The organism is Actinocorallia sp. A-T 12471 (genome assembly GCF_033875155.1).
Classification (GTDB): Bacteria; Actinomycetota; Actinomycetes; order Streptosporangiales; family Streptosporangiaceae; genus Actinocorallia.
The window spans coordinates 1-16,981 of sequence record NZ_JAWZTE010000014.1 but is presented as its reverse complement, the minus strand read 5'-3'; the positions used below and the strand labels follow the sequence as shown (position 1 = coordinate 16,981).

Sequence of the window (16,981 nt, the reverse complement as noted above, 5' to 3'; positions counted from 1 at the left end):
GTCATGCCTCCTTGCGGCCGCGCACGATCCACGGGTAGTCGCCCTTGCCGAGGCCGTACGCCTCGACGTCGGCGAAACCCGCCTGCTTGACCAGCGCGGGAAGGTCAAGCTGCAGGTAGGAGCGCATGAACGGCTCGCCGCGGTGCTCGGTCTCCCAGTCCAGGACGACCGCGCGGAACGCGGCGTTGCGCTCCTGCGGGGCGATGTCGCCGATCACGAGGTCGCCGCCGGGTTCGAGGACGCGGAACGCCTCGGCCAGCACCGCCTCGGTCGCCTTCGGCGGCGTCTCGTGGAACAGCGTGAAGACCGCGACGAGGTCGACCGAGCCGGCGGGCAGTCCGGTGGCCTCGGCGGGCGCCTGCACCAGCGTCCAGTCGCGGCCCTCGTGGACGGCGCGGGCGCGCGCGTACTTCAGCTGGGTGGCCGACAGCTCGACGCCGGTGTAGTGGCTGCCCGGGAACTCGGTGCTCAGCACCGTGGCGAACCTGCCGTTGCCGCAGCCGAGTTCCAGCACGTGCCGGTAGTCGCGGCGGGGGGCCTCGCGGGCGACCTGGGTGCGGTGGTCCATCAGGCTCTCGCCCGCGCGGGCCGCGCCGACGCCGCCGGGCACGAGGACGTACCGGTACCCGAGGTCGTGGATGACCACGCCCATCAGGTCGTGGCCGTCCCAGCCGCCGGTGGTGAGGTGGAAGCCCGCGGTGAAGTAGTCCGGGGTGGCCACCTCGGGGTCGAGGGTGAGCGAGCCAGGGGCGTCGCCGGGGACGTCGAGCCACTCCTCGATCGCCGCGCGCGCCTGCTCGGCGGCCGGGATCGAGCGGACGTAGATCTCCTCGGCGACGTACCGGGTGTAGAGCCTGTCGAACAGCCAGGGGCCGTGGTCGGCGAGCGCGGCGCGCACCGAGGCGCGGCGGGCGGCCAGGTCGAGCGGCGGGTCGGTGACGACCTCGGCGTACCGGGCGGCGGCGGCCTGCTGGAGCACGCCTCCGGTGTAGCCCTGGAGCGCGCCTAGGAACTCGAGGCCCGAGCGGGCCCGCTGGTTCACGGGGACGTCCAAGACATCCTCCTTCTCCATCTCAACAAACGGGGATTCTTATAATGTGAGAATTAATAACTATCAGGTGAGAACGCGCGGACCCCGGGTCCGTTCGACGCGGGACGACAGCATCGACGAGCGCAGCAGATGGGCGCGGGCGAGCTCGGGGTCGGCGGCGGTCCTGCGCATGTGCGCGTTCTGCCGCCGCCGCTCGGCCGGGTCCTCCTCGCCGAGCATCTCCCAGTTCTCATGGGTGACGACCCGGACGTAGTCGTGCGCGACCGACCTGCGGGTCTCGTCGTAGGCGTCGGCGAGCGCCGGGTCGCCCGACTCGGCCGCGAGGATCGCCGCCGCCGCGGCCGCCGCGTCGTGGATGCCGCTGTTCATGCCCATCCCGCCGAGCGGGTTGTTGATGTGCGCGGCGTCGCCCGCCAGCAGCACCCGGCCGACCCGGAAGGTCTCGGCGACCCGCTGGTGGACCCGGTAGATGCGGGTGTGGACCAGGTCGTAGCCGTCGGGGTTCGGCGCGATCGCCTGGAGCCGCGCCTCGACGCCGGCGCGGTCGAGCGCCGCCTCGGCCTCGGCCTCGCCCGGCGGGATCGGGAACAGCACACGCCAGTGCAGCGGCGTGCGCAGCAGCACGAGCCACTCGCGCGGGTCGGAGATGTAGTTGACCGAGGCGATGCCGGGGATCAGCGCGGCGAAGTCGGTCGTGGTGGACGCCACGAGGAACTGCTCGGGGTAGGTCATGCCCTCGAAGGCGAGGTCGAGTGAGCGCCGGACCGCGCTGTGCGCGCCGTCGGCGGCGATCACCCAGCGGGCGCGGCACTCGATCATGGCGGCGTCGGCGTCGGGCGAGCCCGCGACGGAGACGACCGCCGACCCGTCCGCGTCGCGGGCCGAGTTGACGTGCGCGCCCTGGTAGATCCGCACGTTGGGCAGGTCGGCGAGCCGGTCGGCGATGATCCTGACGAGGTTCTGCTGCTCGCTCTGCAGCCGGTAGGGGAAGCGGGTGTCCCCCGCGATGCGAGCCAGGTCGAAGTGGGCGATCAGCCCTTCCTCGCGGTCGCGGTACTGGTAGGTGTCGGAGACGAGGCCGACGTCGTGCAGGGCGTCGGCGACGCCGAGGTCGTCAAGGAGTTCCAGCGTGGGCGGGTGGAACGTCGAGGCACGGGACTCCTCGGGCGAGCCCGCGGCCGCCTGGCCGGACTCCAGGACCGTCACCCTCAGCCCGCGCAGGCCGAGCGTGAGCGCCGCGGTGGCGCCCACGGGGCCGAGGCCCACGACCACCACGTCGGACTCCTCCGGGGGCCGTGAGTCGTTGAAGCCGAGAAGCACGGATTCCTCCATCACTAGCAGCTCTCACACTGCGGTAACCATGCACTCGCTATGCGGGAAAGCTAACGATGACCGGAGGAGTAAGTCAATGGCTGGCCGACACGAGTTGACCGATTGGTTACACCGAACGTCCCACGTCAGGACGGCGAAAGGCCCCGGCACAGGGGTGCCGGGGCCTTGTTCGCGAGGCTGGGAAGGGGTTATCGGATGTTAGGAACGGCCCTCGAGAACACGGGAGATCTCGGCAGCGCCGCCCACCACGAGGTCGATGATCCGCGCCCGGTCGGCGTGCTGGAGCCGGTAGAGCGGACCCGCGACGCCGAGCGCCGCGACGACGTCGCCGCAGTCGCGGATCACCGCCGACGCGCCCCAGATCCCCTCGTCCACCTCGCCGAAGCTCTCCACCCAGCCGACCCGGGCGACGGTGTCGACGTCGGCCTCGATCTGTTCGCGCTGCGGCGCGGTGAGGTCCTTGACGGTCGCGAGGTAGCGGCGGCGGTCGTCGGGCGGCATCGAGGCGAGCAGGACGCGCGAGGCCGAGCCCTTGTGCAGGATCATCGGCTGGCCCGGCTCGAACTGCAGGCGCACCGGGTGGGGCGACTCGGCGCGGTCCACGCACGTGGCGTTCCAGCCGACCCGTTTGATGAGGAGGGTCGTCTCCCCGCCCTTCTCGGCGACCGACGACAGCACGGGCCGCGCGACCTTCTCCAGGGAGTCGCCCGCCGCGCGGGCCGCGCCCGCGAGACCGACGAACAGCAGGCTCAGCCGGTACTCGCCGGGCCTGGCCTCCTCGACCATGCCCTCCTCGCGCAGCACGGACAGGTACCGGTACACCGAACTGAGCGGCGTTCCCAGCTCGGCGGCGAGCTCGGCGGCGGTGCGGGTGTGCCTGCGCTCGTTGAAGGCGAGCAGGAGGTGCAGCACCTTGCGGGAGCTCTCCGCCCCGCTGCGCCGCTGCACAGGGACGTCCGTCTTGTCCGGCACAGCTCCTCCTCATCCCCTTGACCGCCGGCCTCGCCGGGATCTACGGTGTCCTACATCGTAGAAACAAGTCTCTCACACTACGAGAAATCAGCACTCTCCGGCCCACAACACACCGGAGGAACCGACCGCATGGTGAGCCAAGCCAAGGTGAGACACGTCGTCCTGCTCACTTGGAAGCCGACCGCCACGGCCGCGCAGAAGCGCGCCGCGGAGGAAGCTTTCCATGACCTGCCCCGGCATGTCACCCAGATCAGCGCGCTGTCCTGCGGATCCGCCCTCGAGTTCGCTGAGGGCGGCGCGGACTTCGCCGCGGTGCTCGACTTCGCGAGCGCCGACGACTGGCGGGCCTACCAGGAGCACCCCGCCCACCGCGCGCTGGTGGCCGAGCGCCTCGCCCCCATCCTCGCGGGCCGCTCGGTGATCCAGTTCGATGCCTGATCCGTCCCACGGCTCCCCCGGCGACCGCGCGCTGGCCGACGACTACCGCGCCGCCGGGTTCGGCGGCAGCGTCGGTCTCGGCGCGCGGCCCGCGCTCGTCGTGGTGGACCTCGTGCGGGCCTACCTCGACCCGGCCTCGCCGCTGTACGCGGGCGCGGAGGCCGCGGCCGAGCGCACGGCGGAGCTCGCCGACGACGCGCGACGGCTCGGCCACCCCGTCGTGTTCACCTACGTGGAGTACCAGCCGGGCGGCGCGGACGGCGGCCTGTTCTACCGCAAGGTGCCCGCGCTGCGGCTGTTCGACCGGGGCTCGCCCTGGGGGCAGCCGCCGCCCGCCCTCGCGCCACGGCCCGGCGACCTCGTGGTGACCAAGCAGTACCCCTCGGCGTTCTTCGGCACGTCCCTGGCATCCACCCTGACGGCGCTCGGCGTCGACTCGGTCGTGGTGACCGGGACGTCGACCAGCGGGTGTGTCCGGGCGACCGCGCTCGACGCCCTGTGCCACGGCTTCCGGCCCGTCGTCGTCTCCGACGCCGTCGCCGACCGCGATCCACGGCCGCACGAGGCCGCGCTCTTCGATCTCTCCGCGAAGTATGCCGACGTCCATGACACCCGCACGGTGCATGACCTGTGGAAGGAAGCCGTATGACCCCCCAGAACGGTTACCCCGCCGACCGCCTGCGCGCGCGGATGAGCGCGGGCGCGCCCGTGCTCGCCGCGGGCTGCCACGACGCGCTGTCCGCGCGGCTGGCGACCGAGGCAGGATTCGAGGCGATCCACCTTTCCGGCGCGCTCGTCAGCGCCGTCACGTTCGGCCTGCCCGACCTCGGCTACGTGGGCGCGTCGGACATGCTCGACGCGCTCGGCCGCGTCACCTCGGGCACCGACCTGCCGATCATCGCCGACGCCGACACCGGCTACGGCGATCCGCTCCAGGTCGCCGCGACGGTCCGCAGGTACGAGCGGGCGGGCGCTGCCGCGCTGCACCTCGAGGACCAGGTGATGCCCAAGCGCTGCGGCCACATGGAGGGCACCCGCCTCGCGCCGCTCGAAGACGCCGTCGGCAGGCTGCGCGCGGCGGCCGAGACCCGTGAGCGACTTGTCCTGATCGCCAGGACCGACGCGCTGCGCACGGCCGGGCGGGATGAGGCGATGCGCAGGATCGCCGCGTACGCGGCGGCGGGCGCGGACGCCGTCTTCGTCGAGGGCGCGATCGACGCGGCCACCGTCGCCGAGGCCCGTGACGCCTCGGGCGGCCTGCCCGTCCTTGTGAACTTCTCCGCCGCGGGGAAGGCCCCCGAACCCGTCGCGGACCTGGCCCGCGCCGGATGCCGCATCGCCATCTTCCCCGTCGCCGCCGCCCTCGCGGGCGCGGCGGCAATGCGCGACGCCTACCGCTCGATCCTCGCCACCGGCGCGGCCCCCGAGCCGCCGCTGGGCTGGGACGAGTTCACCACGGTGCTCGGCCTGCCCACGCTGTCGGCGAACGAGGACCGCTGGAAGGCAGTGCCCGCCCAGCCCGACTCCCCAGAGAAGGAACCCGCATGACCACCGTGCTCGCCGACCGCGCAGTGTTCGGCGTCATCATCCCGTCCACCAACACCGCAGTGGAGGACGAGTACTACCGCTTCCGCGCACCGGGCGTGTCGTTCCACGCGGGACGTATCCTCATCCGCAACGCCGTCCTCGACTCCGACGAGACCATGGAGGCGTTCCTCGAGGACCTGCGCGGCGAGATCGGCAACGCCGTCACCTCGGTCCTGACCTGCGAGCCGGACGCGCTCATCATGGGGATGAGCGCCGAGACGTTCTGGGGCGGGGTCGAGGGCAACGCCCGCTTCGAGGCGTGGATCAGGGAGATGTCGGGCCTCGACGTCTACACCGGGGCCTCCGCGACGCACCGGGCGCTCCAGGCGTTCGGCGCGCGGCGGATCGGGGTGATCACGCCCTACCAGCCCGTCGCCGACGAGCAGGTCAGGGCGTACTTCACCGAACTCGGCTATGACGTCCACGCCGTCCACGGGCTGAAGTGCGGGTCGGCGACGTCCATCGCCGACGTCACCCCCGAGGAGATCCGCGCGGCGTTCGCCAAGGTGGACGCGCCCGACGTCGACGTCCTGGTCCAGGCCGGGACGAACCTGCCGGTGATCGGGGTCGCGGCGGCGCTCGAGGAGGAGATCGGCAAACCGGTCGTCCCGATCAACGCGGCGACCCTGTGGCACGCCTACCGCAGCCACGGCATCACCGACCCCGTCCCCGGGGCCGGCCGCCTGCTGGCGACCCTGTAAGACGACAGCACGAAGGTAAGGAAAGACAGATGGCAGTGGTTCGGGTCGCGGCGGCCCAGTTCTTCTCCGGGGCCGACCCGGAGGCCAACCTCGCGCTGTGCGCGGGGTACGTGCGCGAGGCCGCCGCGCAAGGCGCGCGCCTCGTGGTGCTGCCGGAGAACGCCAACCGGGTGCGCGACTACGGCTCCCGCGAGGAGTGCTACGAGCGGTCCGAGGCGCTGGACGGCCCCTTCGTGACGGGGCTGCGGGCGCTCGCGGCCGAACTCGGCGTGTACGTCGCGGCGGGGGTCGACCTGCGCGGCGACGCCTCCCCCGTCGTCCACATCGGCTCGGTGCTCGTCGGGCCGGACGGCGCGCTCGTCGGCGTCCATCACAAGCACGTCCTATGGGACTACGAGTACACACTGTTCACGCCGGGCGACCACCCGTATGAGGTGTTCGACACCGAGATCGGCAGGATCGGCCTGCTGCTGTGCGCCGACGGGATCGTCCCGGACACCCCGCGCGCGCTCGCCCTCATGGGCGCGCAGATCCTGTGCAACTCGCTGAACTCGCGCGGGCCCGACGAGTACCGCGTCCACGTGCCGCTGCGCGCGCTGGAGAACCGGGTCTGGCACGTGGCGGCCAACACCGTCGGCGGGCCCGAGCACGAGTGGCCGTGGATGGGCGGCTCGCAGATCGTCGCGCCCGACGGCACCCGCCTCGCCGACGCGGGCGAGGACGAGCCCGGCCTGATCGTCGCCGACATCGACCCGGCGATGGCCGACGACAAGGTGATGCCCGGCGTCGGCGATCTGTTCGGATGGCGGCGTCCCGACCTGTACGGGGTGCTCACCCAGCCGCTCGCGGACGTCCCCGCCGCGGCGATGTACGGGCCAGCCCCCGCCGACATGCCTCCCCGGCCGCTGCCGGTGGCGCTGCTTCAGGTCAGCTTCTCCCGCAACACCGAGTGGACCGTGCTGCGGGCGCTCGGCCAGGTCGCGCACGCCGCCCGGCAGGGCGCGCGGCTCGGCGTCCTGCCCGAGCTGTTCTGCCTCGCGCCCGGCGAGGCGGCGGCCGACCCGGCCAAGGCCGCGGGCCTGTCGCGCGACGTGCTCCAGCGGCTCGCGGCGGCCTGCGCCGAGCACAAGATCTGGGTGGCGGCGAGCCTCGTCGAGGCCGAGGGCGACCGGTACTACTCGAGCGTCTATCTGCTGGACGACACCGGCGCGGTCGCGCACCGGTACCGCAAGACGCACCTCACCGACGCCGACCGCGCCTGGGCGACGCCCGGTGATTCCCTCGCCGTCGCCGACACCGCGCTCGGCAGGATCGGCTTCATGGTCGGCGAGGAGGTGTGGGCACCCGAGGTGGCGCGGGTCCTTGCCGTCAACGGGGCCGAGCTGATCGCGCACCCGACGTCGTGGACGACGCCGGAGGCCATGCACGTCGCGGCCACCGAGCGGACCGAGGAGAACCGCGTCCACCTCGTGTCGGTGACCAGGCTCGACGCGCCCGCCGGGCTCGGCAGCCAGATCGTGCGCGCCGACGACTTCGTGCCCGGCCAGCCGATCGCGCTCATGCGCTACCCGAGCGGCTACTGGACCCGTCCGGGATTCGAGGAGCAGCTGGTCATGGACCTCGACCTGCGCGAGTCCAACGACAAGATGATGGGCCACCACCTCGACCCCCTCGCGACCCGCGCACCCCAGCTGTACGGGAGCTTCACGGCGTGAGGGGGCGTCGGCGCGGCAGGGGGGCGACCCCGCCGCGCCGACGCGTTCATGGGCGGGGCGGTCCCTCGGCGAGCCGCCGCAGCAGCGCGCCCTCCGCCTCGGCGGCGGCGCCGGGCGTCCACGACGTCAGCGGCACCGCCCTCAGGTGGCGGCCGAGCGGGTCGAGGAGACGGCCCGCGAACTTCAGAATCCACAGCGCGACGGCCCGGTCGGTGACGACGAGGTCGGGGCTGTGCTCGGCGAGGGACGCCTCGAACGCCGGGATCGCGTCGATCGAGCGCAGCCACACCGTGAACAGCATGTTGTGCGCGCCCGACAGGGACACGCACATCCGTGTCTCACGCCGCCCGGCGAGGCGCGCGGTGACCTCCGCGACCCGGTGGGCGGGGACCGTCGCCCAGAACGTCACGCTGACGGGCCAGCCGGAACGCGACCGCGCCACCTCGCACCGGTAGGCGATCGAGCCCTCCCGCTCAAGGCGTGCGAGACGGCGTCGTACCGTCGTCTGGCTGAGGCCCGTCTTGGCGGCGAGGGACGCGGCGCTCTGCCGGACGTCCTCCCCGAGGACCTTGATCAGGCGCAGGTCGGCGGCGGTGAGGCCGCCCGACCCCGGGCGTCCGGGCGGGGCCTCGGACGCCCGGGTTCCCGGCCCGGGGATCGTGTTGCCGCCCTCGCGGCCGCCGGCCCGCTCGAGCCTCCAGCGGCTGCCTTCGGCGTGCAGGGTCGTCGCGAGGTCGGTGCGGGTGGCCGCGACGCCCGGCAGCGCGCCGAGCCGGAACCCGACATACCGCGCGAGTTCCGCCTGGTCGCCGAAGATCGCGGTGACCAGGAGGTCGCGCCGCCCTGTCACGTGCTCGATCGTGAACAGGTGCGGGTCATCGGCGAGTTCGGCGGCCACCTCGTGCGTCCTTCCCCGCACACAGTCGATCTCGATCATGGCGACGATCGGGTGCGCGCCGGGCAGCGCCGTCGGATAGCAGGTCAGCCAGGCGAGGCCCGCGCCCGTCAGCCGCGCCCAGCGGCGGGCTGCGGTGGAGGCGTCGACGCCCAGGGCCGCGCCGATCGTCACCCAGTCGGCGCGGGGACTGCGTTGCAGGGCGGCGACGAGGAGGAAGTCGAGCTCGTCGAGGTCGGCGGATTCCAGCAGTGGATCGGGTGGCAAAGGTCAATCCCTGCGTTTTCCCGGTGGTGGCTGAGTACTTCGTCAGGATACGCGGCATGTTCCAGCACGACGACGCCGCCGAACTCGGCCCCGACCTGCGCCGCCTGCGCCGCGACCTGCACCGCGCGCCGGAGATCGGCCTCCACCTGCCCCGCACCCAGGAACGCGTCCTCGCCGCCCTCGACGGCCTGCCCCTCGACGTCACCACCGGGGAGCGGCTCAGCTCCGTCACTGCGGTGCTGCGCGGCGGCGGGCCAGGGCCGTCGGTGCTGCTGCGCGCCGACATGGACGCGCTGCCGGTCCAGGAGGACACCGGCCTCGACTACGCTTCGCGGGTCGCGGGCGCGATGCACGCGTGCGGCCACGACCTGCACGTCGCGGGCCTGGTCGGCGCGGCACGGCTGCTCGCCGACCGCCGCCACCGCCTCGCCGGGGACGTCGTCCTCATGTTCCAGCCGGGCGAGGAGGGCTACGGCGGAGCGCCGATCATGATCGAGGAGGGTGTGCTCGACGCCTCGGGCAGCCGCCCCGTCGCGGCCTACGCCCTGCACGTGTTCTCCACGATGCTGCCCGCGGGGATCATCGGGACGCGTCCCGGCACCCTCCTCGCCGCGAGCGACTCGTTCGACGTCACGATCCGGGGCGCGGGCGGGCACGGCTCGGCCCCGCACACCACCCGCGACCCCGTGCCCGCGATGGCCGAGATGATCACCGCGCTGCAGACGCGGGTGGCCAGGGCCGTCAACGTGTTCGACCCCGCCGTCGTGACCGTCGGGTCAGCGCACGCGGGCAGCGCCCGCAACGTCATCCCCGAGACCGCGCGCCTCGAGGGGACCGTGCGGACGTTCTCGGAGAAGACCAGGCACGACGTGCGCGACATCGTCGTCGAGACGATCGAGGGCATCGCCAGGGCGCACCGGGTCGAGGTCGACATCGACTACAGATTCGTCTACCCGGTGACGCACAACACCGCGTCCGAGGCCGCGTTCGCGCTGGAGACGGCGGTCGAGCTGTTCGGCGGGGACCGGGCGTTCGAGGCCCCGCAGCCGCTCTCCGGATCCGAGGACTTCTCCTTCGTGCTCGGCGAGGTCGGCGGCGCGATGCTCGGCCTCAGTGCCTGCCCCGCCGATCGCGACCCGGCGACCGCGCCCATGAACCATGCCCCGCAGGCCGCGTTCGACGACGTCGTCCTGCCCGACGCCGCCCTCCTGCTCGCCTCCCTGGCCGCGCGGCGGCTCGCCAAGGCGGCCGCCGCGTGACCGCCGCACCGCCCCGGGGCGTGACCGGCGGCAGGGACACGACGGTCCGCGCGGTCGTCGGCATCCTCGTCATGTTCGAGATCACCAGCGGGTTCCTCCAGGGCGGGCTCACCCCGCTGCTGCCCGCCCTCGGCGAGCACCACGGCGTCGCCGACTCCGACCTCAACTGGGTGCTGTCACTCCAGCTCCTGGCCGCCGCCGTGTGCGTCCCGACGTTCGGGCGGCTCGGCGACCTGTACGGGCACCGCCGCCTGCTGCGGATCGCGCTCGTCATGCTCGCCGCGGGCACGCTGCTCGTCGCGCTCGCGCCGAACCTCCAGGCCCTGCTCGTCGGACGGGTTCTGCAGGGCCCGCTTGCCGCGCTGCTGCCGCTCGAGGTCGCGCTCGTCAAGGACAGGCTGCCCGAGGACAAGGCGCGGCAGGCCATCGCGCGGCTCGTCGGCTCCCTCACCTTCGGCGGGCTGCTCGGCGCGGTGATCATGGGCGCGGTGCACGAGGCCGTCGGGAACGTGCGGGTGGCGCTGCTGCTGCCCGCGCTGCTCGCGGTCGGGTGCGTGCCGATCTCGTTCCTCAGGGTGCCCGAGAGCGTCCCGCGCGCCACCGGACGGGCCGACTGGCCGGGGCTGCTCCTGCTCGGCTTCGCGATGATCGCGATCCTCTCCGGGGTGTCGCGGGCCGAGGCGTCGGGGTGGATCTCCCCGGGCGCTCTCGGGCCCCTGGCCTTGGGCCTCGCGCTGCTCGCGGGGTGGACCAGGGTCGAGCTGCGCTCCGCCGACCCGCTGGTGGACCTGCGGGCCATGGCCGACCGCAGGATCGCGCCGTTCTTCGCCGTCGCGTTCCTGTTCGGCATCGTCTTCTTCGGCGTCCAGACCCCCGACACGACGTTCCTCGCCGCCGACCCCGAGACCGACGGCTACGGCTTCGGCCTGTCGGCGCTGTCCCTGTCGCTGATGGCGCTGCCCGCGACCGTCCTTGCCGTCGCCGGGTCGGCGTTCACCGCGCGGATCGCCCGCGGCACCGGCTACCGGGCCGCGCTCGTGCTGTCGTTCGGGCTGGTCTCGGGCGGCATCCTCTTCCAGGCGCTCCTGCACGCGGAGCTGTGGCAACTGGTCGTCGCCAAGATGTTCATGGGCTTCGGCGCCGGCCTCGCCCTCGGCGCGCTGCCTACGGTGATCGTCGAGGCCGCCGACCCGGGCCGCACCGGGGTCCTCACCGCGCTCTACAACAACGTGAAGACCCTCGGCGGCGCGGTGGCGGGCGGGGTGATCGCGTCGGTGCTGGCGACCATGGCGCTCGAAGGGACCCCGACGGAGGCCGCCTATGTCGTCGTCTGGCTGCTGTGCGCGGCCTGCGCGGCGGTCGCCGGAGCCGCCGTCCTGTTCGCCCGGAGGACGGAGACCGCGCGGGTGCGATAGTTTTCCGAGCGATAAGACCGGAATTCTGGGAGTAAACGGAGAGCGCCACGTTGGAGACCCATCTGCTCGGGTTCTGTGCCGGGGCGCTCATCTCCGTCGTCACCGCCCCGGTCGGGGTGTCCGGGGCGGTGTTCCTGCTGCCGGTGCAGCTGAGCGTGCTGCACGTGCCGAACCCTGCGGTGACGCCGACGAACCTGCTCTACAACGTCGTCTCCGGGCCGGGGGCGCTGCTGCGGTATCGGCGGCGGGGGCAGCTCGGGGGGCGGCTGAGCCGGCTGCTTGTGCTCGGGACACTGCCCGGGGTGGTCGTCGGGGCCGTCATCCGGGTGTTCGCGATTCCCGGGCCGCAGGCGTTCCGGCTGCTGGTCGGGGCGTTCCTGCTGCCGCTGGGGCTCTGGCTGCTGTACCGGACGCTCAGGCCCGCGGTCGCGGGCGGGGGGACGGGCGGGGCCGAGCCGTCGGACCGGTCGATCTCGGCGATGGCCGCCGGCGTCGGCGTCATCGGGGGGATCTACGGGATCGGGGGCGGCTCGATCCTCGGCCCGATCCTCGCCGGGCGCGGCATGCCGATGGCCCGCGTCGCCCCGGCCGCCCTCGCCTCGACGTTCGTGACGTCGATCGTCGGCGCGCTCACCTACCTCGTCCTGTCGTTCGTCACGAGCGGGGACATCGCGCCGCACTGGACCCTCGGGATCGCGTGCGGGCTCGGCGGACTCGTCGGCGGGTATGTCGGGGCGCGGCTGCAACCGCGGATGCCGGAACGCTTCCTGCGGCTGCTCCTCGGCGCGCTCGCCTGCGCCCTCGCCGTCCTCTACCTCTCCGACGCCCTCCGCTAGACGCCGGGGCCCCGCCCTCCGGGGTCGACGAGGAGGGCGGGGCGGCTCTGCCCGGAAGGCGGGACCTCGGGGGACCCGGCTTCCGGTGTCAGGCGATCAGACCTCGACGTTCTCCTCGATGCGGCGCAGGTGGTGGCGGGCCAGCGCGAGGTTGGCGCGGCCCCGGTCGAGCGCGGCGTACATGAACAGGCCCTGCCCGCTGCGGCTCGTGAGCGGCCGGATGATGTGGTACTGCTTGTCGAGCGTGATCAGGATGTCCTCGATCGACTCCTTCAGCCCGAGCTGCTCGATCGTGCGCATCTTGGAGCGGACCACCTCGGTGTTGCCCGCCGCCGCGATCTGGAGGTCGAGCGCCTTGGTGCTACCGAGCACTCCCAGCGCCATGCCACTGCTGTAGTCGACGATCGCCACGCCGAGGGCGCCATCGATCGACATCATCTCCTTGAGCGACTGGTCCAGGTTCGACATTCCTCATCCTTTCGTTGGTGGGTTCTGGCAGGAAGGCCGCGATGGCCCGTGCGACGGGCCTTGCCTCCAGATGGAGCCGGCCCAGGGTCACCCCTGGACCGGCGAGGATCGCCAGGGCCGCGGTCGGCCCCACGGCGTAGATCGCGACGTGTCCGCCGCTGTTGCGGATGACGACCTCCTCGAAGGTCCCGTCAGCCGCGGTGCGGGCGACACGGTCCGACAGGGACAGCTCGGTCGCGGTCATCGCGGCCATCCCGTCGGGCTCCACCGGGTCGGGCAGGTCGCTCGCGACGAGGAACCCGTCGCAGGTCGCGACAAGGGAACCCGTCATGTGCGGCACCCTGAGGCGAAGCTCGTGCAGGTGTCTCCAGATCCGTTCATCGCTCATTCCAGCTCCCTCAGCGCGTCGTGCAACCGTGTCAGCAACGCGAGATCGGCGTCGGCCCACTTCGTCGGCCCCTCGAAAGGCGGGGCCCCCGCTTCCCGCAGGGGCGCACCCCCGACCCGGACGCCCGGCGCGGGGCCGTCGCCCGCGCCGGGCAGCGGGGCCCGGACGAGCGCGGACGCGACGAGGCCGCGGACGGCGAGAGTGCACCCGAAGCGGGTCCGTCCGAGCTCCCGCGCGAGCCCGGACGGGGTCTTGCGCCCGTCGGCGTTCAGCAGGATCTCCAGCTGGAGACCCGTGAGGATCACCCGCTGACGACGCTGCCTGCGCACCGGCTCGACCGGGCCGTCGTCGGCGAGCGGCGACGGCCACGCCTCGTCGAGCAGGCCCCCGCGGCGGCGCGTCTCCACGCAGAGCGTCACCGGGTCGACCGCGAGGAAGTCCGGCCAGTAGCCGCCCCTGCCCTCGTGGAAGACCGGCTCGTGCGGTGAACGCAACAGGAAGAACGCCGCGTCGAACAGCTGGACGAGCGCGTGCGCCTGGAGTTCGGCGCCAGTGAGGCGGGCGGGAGTGGCGGGGCCTTGCCCGGGGCCCCGGCTGCGCAGCCGCTCCCACCCCTGCTCGCTGAGCCGTCCCGACGCCGTCAGCAGGTCGCGCAGACTCGGCGTCAGGCCGGTCTCGACGTGCGCGACCGCCCCGTCGAGCAGGTGGAACGCGCCGTCCTCGCCGAGCAGCAGCGTCCCGGTGGCGCGCTCCCCCGCCAGGCGCTCCAGATGGGCGCGGATCTGCCTCATCCGGCCGCCAGGTCGCGCAGCACGTCACGCATCCTGTGCCTGGCGAGCGCGATGTTGCCCCGGTCGGCCGCGAGCGCCAGGTGCAGGCACAACCGCGTGTCCGTCTCGGTGGTGACCAGCGCGAGCAGATGGTGGCCTGCCGTCCCGCTGACGGTGATCTCCTCGATCTCGTCACCGGTGCCCGCCGAGCTGAACACCGGGCTCGCGACGACGGCGCGCACCAGCTCCGCGGCCCCCGCCGCGTGCTCGGCGGCCTCGCCGTCCGCCCTGCCCTCGGCGGCGATGACGAGGCCGCTGGCGAAGTCGACGAGGCCCACGGACCTGGCTCCGGGGATCGCCATGACCGCGGTCAGGCAATCCTCAATCGCCGGCACCGCGTCCCCCCGTCACCCGAAATTTCGAAGTGATCGGAGGTTATCGACGCGGAACAGGCGAATTCACCGGGTCACTGACAACCGTTATGAGGTACCAATAAGTACTTTTCTCCCGAGGTAGGGGGGTTAAAGGATTTTCCCCCGGAGTGGAACAAGCCTCAACCGATGAGGTCCACGAGGTCGGCCACAGAGTCAACGACCCGTGACGGACGGTAGGGGTACCTCTCCACCTCGTGCCGACGGGTCACGCCGGTGAGGACGAGGATCGTCTCGAGACCCGCCTCCATGCCCGCGACGACGTCGGTGTCCATCCGGTCGCCGATCATCGCCGTCGACTCGCTGTGCCCCTCCACCTGCCGGATCGCGCTGCGCATCATCAGCGGGTTCGGCTTGCCCACGAAGTAGGGCTCGACGCCCGTGGCCTTGGTGATCATCGCGGCGACCGCGCCGCACGCGGGCAGCGAACCCTCCTGCGACGGCCCGATCGGGTCGGGGTTGGTGCAGATGAACCTCGCCCCGCGCTCGATCAGCCGGACCGCCCTGGTGATCTGGTCGAAGCTGTAGTTACGGGTCTCGCCGAGGACCACGTACTCCGGGTCGAGGTCGGTGAGGATGTATCCGACCTCGTGCAAAGCGGTCGTGAGCCCCGACTCCCCAATGACGTAGGCGGTCCCGTGCGGCCGCTGGTCGTTGAGGAACTTCGCGGTCGCCAGCGCCGACGTCCAGATCATCTCCGGCGCGATGCTCAGCCCCGCCGCCGCGAGCCGCGCGGAAAGGTCGCGCGGCGTGTAAATCGAGTTGTTAGTGAGAACGAGCAAGCGCTTGCCCGAACCCAGCACTTTCGCGATAAAGGCTTCCGCCCCCGGAACGGGCTTCCCCTCGTGCACGAGGACCCCGTCCATGTCCGACAGCCAACACTCAATGGGCTTCCGCTCGATCATCCCCCCATTCTCCCAGCCCCCCACCCCCCAAACAACGCCCCCACCCACCCCCACCCCACCCCCCACCCCCCAACCCCCTCCCCCTCACACCCCCACCCACTCCACCCCTCCGCCCCCCTCTCGCCACCTCCCCGCCCCCGCGCTCTCCACCTCCCCGCCCCAGCGCTCCACCTCCCCATCACACCCACCCCCCACCACACTCCCACCCCCACCCACTCCACCTCCCCGCCCCCCGCGCTCTCACCTCCCCGCCCCCCGCGCTCCCACCTCCCCGGCCCCCGCGCTCCTACCTCCCCGCCCCCCGGGGACAGCGCGACCCGGGGGCCTGCCGGGGCCGCGCGAGGGCCTACCGCAGGGGCGCGCGGAGGGGCCGACCGCGGGGAACGCGGGAGCCGACCCCGGGGCTGCGCAGGGGCCGACCGCGGGGCTGCACAGGGTCCAGCCGCGAGGGCACGCGAGAGCCAGTCGCGGGGGCGCGCGGAGGGAGCGCGGGGGCCGGTCGCGGGGGTGCGCAAGGGCCGACCGCGGGGCTGCACAGGGTCCAGCCGCGAGGGCACGCGAGAGCCGACCGCGAGGGCCGCGCAGGGACCGACCGCGAGGGCGCGCGGAGGGGTTCGGCCGCGAGGGTGCGCGGGGGCCGGTCGCGAGGGCGCGCGGAGGGGTTCGGCCGCGAGGGTGCGCGGGGGCCGATCGCGAGGGCCGATCGCGAGGGCCGATCGCGAGGGCCGATCGCGAGGGCCGATCGCGAGGGCCGATCGCGAGGGTGCGCGTGGCCGGTCGCGGGGCCGTCGCGGGGGTGTGCGTGGCCGGTCGCGGGGCCGTCGCGGGGGTGTGCGTGGCCGGTCGCGGGGCCGTCGCGGGGGTACGCGTAGCCGGTCGCGAGGCCGTCGCGGGGGTACGCGTAGCCGGTCGCGAGGCCGTCGCGGGGGTACGCGTAGCCGGTCGCGGGGCCGTCGCGGGGGTACGCGTAGCCGGTCGCGGGGCCGTCGCGGGGGTACGCGTAGCCGGTCGCGAGGGCCAGTCGCGAGGGCCAGTCGCGAGGGCCAGTCGCGAGGGCCAGTCGCGAGGGCCAGTCGCGAGGGCCAGTCGCGAGGGCCAGTCGCGAGGGCCAGTCGCGAGGGCCAGTCGCGAAGGGTGCGCAGAGGGGTTCGGCCGCGGGGAGGGTGTGCGGGGGCCGGTCGCGGGGGTGCGCGTGGCCGGTCGCGGGGGCCGGTCGCAGGGGTGCGCGGAGGGGTCGGCCGCGAGGTGCGCAGGGGCCGCGGGGAGGGTGTGCGGGAGTCGGTCGCGGGGGTGGGCGGAGGGGTCGGTTGCGGGGGTGGGCGGGGGGGCTGTGGGGAGGGTGTGGGGAGAAAGTTCGGGGGGCGGGAACATTGGGTGGGGGGTGTCGGTTGTACAGCACGTGGCCGATGTGATTCGGGTGTCCCCGGGCCCCATCTAATGCCTTCACGGAATACCGTTCGGCTGGAGCCGTGTTGTGCCTTTCGCCGAGAGGCGACCCCGCGCATCGCGCCGCATCGTGTGGCCGGGCCCGTCCGTACTCCGGACGGGCCC

At 73.2% G+C, this 16,981-nt stretch carries 17 protein-coding genes; 8 read left to right on the top strand and 9 right to left on the bottom strand.

Annotation, left to right across the window (positions count from 1 at the left end):
• Nucleotide 1: 1 nt before the first annotated feature.
• The 3 genes from R9X44_RS30110 to R9X44_RS30100 form a co-directional block, all read right to left on the bottom strand.
• Nucleotides 2-1,054: a class I SAM-dependent methyltransferase gene (locus R9X44_RS30110; RefSeq protein WP_319817719.1), complete on the bottom strand. Its 1,053-nt coding sequence runs from the start codon at nucleotides 1,052-1,054 to the stop codon at nucleotides 2-4.
• 60 nt (nucleotides 1,055-1,114) lie between these two features.
• Nucleotides 1,115-2,371, bottom strand: coding sequence for an FAD-dependent oxidoreductase (locus R9X44_RS30105; protein WP_319817718.1), 1,257 nt, complete (start codon nucleotides 2,369-2,371; stop codon nucleotides 1,115-1,117).
• A gap of 210 nt (nucleotides 2,372-2,581) precedes the next feature.
• On the bottom strand, nucleotides 2,582-3,355 hold the full coding sequence (locus tag R9X44_RS30100; RefSeq protein ID WP_319817717.1) for an IclR family transcriptional regulator: 774 nt from the start codon (nucleotides 3,353-3,355) through the stop codon (nucleotides 2,582-2,584).
• Nucleotides 3,356-3,484: 129 nt separating this feature from the next.
• Between R9X44_RS30100 and R9X44_RS30095 the strand changes: the two genes are divergently transcribed.
• The 5 genes from R9X44_RS30095 to R9X44_RS30075 are packed head-to-tail and all read left to right on the top strand — an operon-like array spanning nucleotide 3,485 to nucleotide 7,796.
• Nucleotides 3,485-3,793 carry a Dabb family protein gene (locus tag R9X44_RS30095; protein WP_319817716.1) on the top strand — a complete coding sequence of 103 codons (309 nt, stop codon included), beginning with the start codon at nucleotides 3,485-3,487 and terminating at the stop codon, nucleotides 3,791-3,793.
• Nucleotides 3,786-4,442, top strand: coding sequence for an isochorismatase family protein (locus R9X44_RS30090; RefSeq protein ID WP_319817715.1), 657 nt, complete (start codon nucleotides 3,786-3,788; stop codon nucleotides 4,440-4,442). Before R9X44_RS30095 ends, R9X44_RS30090 begins: the two co-directional genes overlap by 8 nt.
• Entirely contained in the window at nucleotides 4,439-5,341 is a 903-nt protein-coding gene (locus R9X44_RS30085) for an isocitrate lyase/PEP mutase family protein (protein WP_319817714.1), read from the top strand. The genes R9X44_RS30090 and R9X44_RS30085 overlap by 4 nt, the downstream gene beginning before the upstream one ends.
• Nucleotides 5,338-6,081, top strand: coding sequence for an aspartate/glutamate racemase family protein (locus R9X44_RS30080; protein ID WP_319817713.1), 744 nt, complete (start codon nucleotides 5,338-5,340; stop codon nucleotides 6,079-6,081). The genes R9X44_RS30085 and R9X44_RS30080 overlap by 4 nt, the downstream gene beginning before the upstream one ends.
• A gap of 29 nt (nucleotides 6,082-6,110) precedes the next feature.
• Complete coding sequence (locus R9X44_RS30075; RefSeq protein ID WP_319817712.1) at nucleotides 6,111-7,796, top strand: carbon-nitrogen hydrolase family protein; 1,686 nt, start codon at nucleotides 6,111-6,113, stop codon at nucleotides 7,794-7,796.
• Nucleotides 7,797-7,842: 46 nt separating this feature from the next.
• On the opposite strand, the gene R9X44_RS30070 is transcribed toward R9X44_RS30075, so the two are convergent.
• Nucleotides 7,843-8,958 carry an Lrp/AsnC family transcriptional regulator gene (locus R9X44_RS30070; protein WP_319817711.1) on the bottom strand — a complete coding sequence of 372 codons (1,116 nt, stop codon included), beginning with the start codon at nucleotides 8,956-8,958 and terminating at the stop codon, nucleotides 7,843-7,845.
• Nucleotides 8,959-8,981: 23 nt separating this feature from the next.
• Here R9X44_RS30070 and R9X44_RS30065 point away from each other — a divergent pair, with 23 nt between their 5' ends.
• Genes R9X44_RS30065 through R9X44_RS30055 form a run of 3 tightly spaced genes read left to right on the top strand, consistent with a single transcriptional unit; the run spans nucleotide 8,982 to nucleotide 12,468 of the window.
• On the top strand, nucleotides 8,982-10,217 hold the full coding sequence (locus R9X44_RS30065) for a M20 family metallopeptidase (RefSeq protein WP_319817710.1): 1,236 nt from the start codon (nucleotides 8,982-8,984) through the stop codon (nucleotides 10,215-10,217).
• Nucleotides 10,214-11,632, top strand: a complete 1,419-nt coding sequence (locus R9X44_RS30060) for an MFS transporter (RefSeq protein WP_319817709.1) — start codon at nucleotides 10,214-10,216, stop codon at nucleotides 11,630-11,632. The genes R9X44_RS30065 and R9X44_RS30060 overlap by 4 nt, the downstream gene beginning before the upstream one ends.
• Before the next feature lie 50 nt (nucleotides 11,633-11,682).
• Nucleotides 11,683-12,468 carry a sulfite exporter TauE/SafE family protein gene (locus R9X44_RS30055; RefSeq protein WP_319817708.1) on the top strand — a complete coding sequence of 262 codons (786 nt, stop codon included), beginning with the start codon at nucleotides 11,683-11,685 and terminating at the stop codon, nucleotides 12,466-12,468.
• 96 nt (nucleotides 12,469-12,564) lie between these two features.
• Here R9X44_RS30055 and R9X44_RS30050 read toward each other — a convergent pair whose 3' ends face one another.
• The 5 genes from R9X44_RS30050 to R9X44_RS30030 all read right to left on the bottom strand — a co-directional run bounded on the left by R9X44_RS30050 (nucleotide 12,565) and on the right by R9X44_RS30030 (nucleotide 15,430).
• Complete coding sequence (locus tag R9X44_RS30050; RefSeq protein ID WP_319817707.1) at nucleotides 12,565-12,936, bottom strand: hypothetical protein; 372 nt, start codon at nucleotides 12,934-12,936, stop codon at nucleotides 12,565-12,567.
• A complete protein-coding gene (locus R9X44_RS30045) occupies nucleotides 12,830-13,324 on the bottom strand; it encodes a roadblock/LC7 domain-containing protein (RefSeq protein WP_319817706.1) in 495 nt (164 codons plus the stop codon). Before R9X44_RS30045 ends, R9X44_RS30050 begins: the two co-directional genes overlap by 107 nt.
• Entirely contained in the window at nucleotides 13,321-14,115 is a 795-nt protein-coding gene (locus R9X44_RS30040; RefSeq protein WP_319817705.1) for a hypothetical protein, read from the bottom strand. The genes R9X44_RS30045 and R9X44_RS30040 overlap by 4 nt, the downstream gene beginning before the upstream one ends.
• Nucleotides 14,112-14,489 (bottom strand): hypothetical protein, encoded by a 378-nt coding sequence (locus R9X44_RS30035; protein WP_319817704.1) that lies wholly within the window; start codon nucleotides 14,487-14,489, stop codon nucleotides 14,112-14,114. The genes R9X44_RS30040 and R9X44_RS30035 overlap by 4 nt, the downstream gene beginning before the upstream one ends.
• Before the next feature lie 158 nt (nucleotides 14,490-14,647).
• On the bottom strand, nucleotides 14,648-15,430 hold the full coding sequence (locus R9X44_RS30030; protein WP_319817703.1) for an HAD-IIA family hydrolase: 783 nt from the start codon (nucleotides 15,428-15,430) through the stop codon (nucleotides 14,648-14,650).
• Nucleotides 15,431-16,981: the final 1,551 nt, after the last annotated feature.

Coding starts and splice junctions, on each gene's coding strand:
- R9X44_RS30095 (WP_319817716.1), top strand. CDS start 3,485: ATGGTGAGCCAAGCCAAGGTGAGACACGTCGTCCTGCTCACTTGGAAG.
- R9X44_RS30090 (WP_319817715.1), top strand. CDS start 3,786: ATGCCTGATCCGTCCCACGGCTCCCCCGGCGACCGCGCGCTGGCCGAC.
- R9X44_RS30085 (WP_319817714.1), top strand. CDS start 4,439: ATGACCCCCCAGAACGGTTACCCCGCCGACCGCCTGCGCGCGCGGATG.
- R9X44_RS30080 (WP_319817713.1), top strand. CDS start 5,338: ATGACCACCGTGCTCGCCGACCGCGCAGTGTTCGGCGTCATCATCCCG.
- R9X44_RS30075 (WP_319817712.1), top strand. CDS start 6,111: ATGGCAGTGGTTCGGGTCGCGGCGGCCCAGTTCTTCTCCGGGGCCGAC.
- R9X44_RS30050 (WP_319817707.1), bottom strand. CDS start 12,936: ATGTCGAACCTGGACCAGTCGCTCAAGGAGATGATGTCGATCGATGGC.
- R9X44_RS30045 (WP_319817706.1), bottom strand. CDS start 13,324: ATGAGCGATGAACGGATCTGGAGACACCTGCACGAGCTTCGCCTCAGG.
- R9X44_RS30040 (WP_319817705.1), bottom strand. CDS start 14,115: ATGAGGCAGATCCGCGCCCATCTGGAGCGCCTGGCGGGGGAGCGCGCC.
- R9X44_RS30030 (WP_319817703.1), bottom strand. CDS start 15,430: ATGATCGAGCGGAAGCCCATTGAGTGTTGGCTGTCGGACATGGACGGG.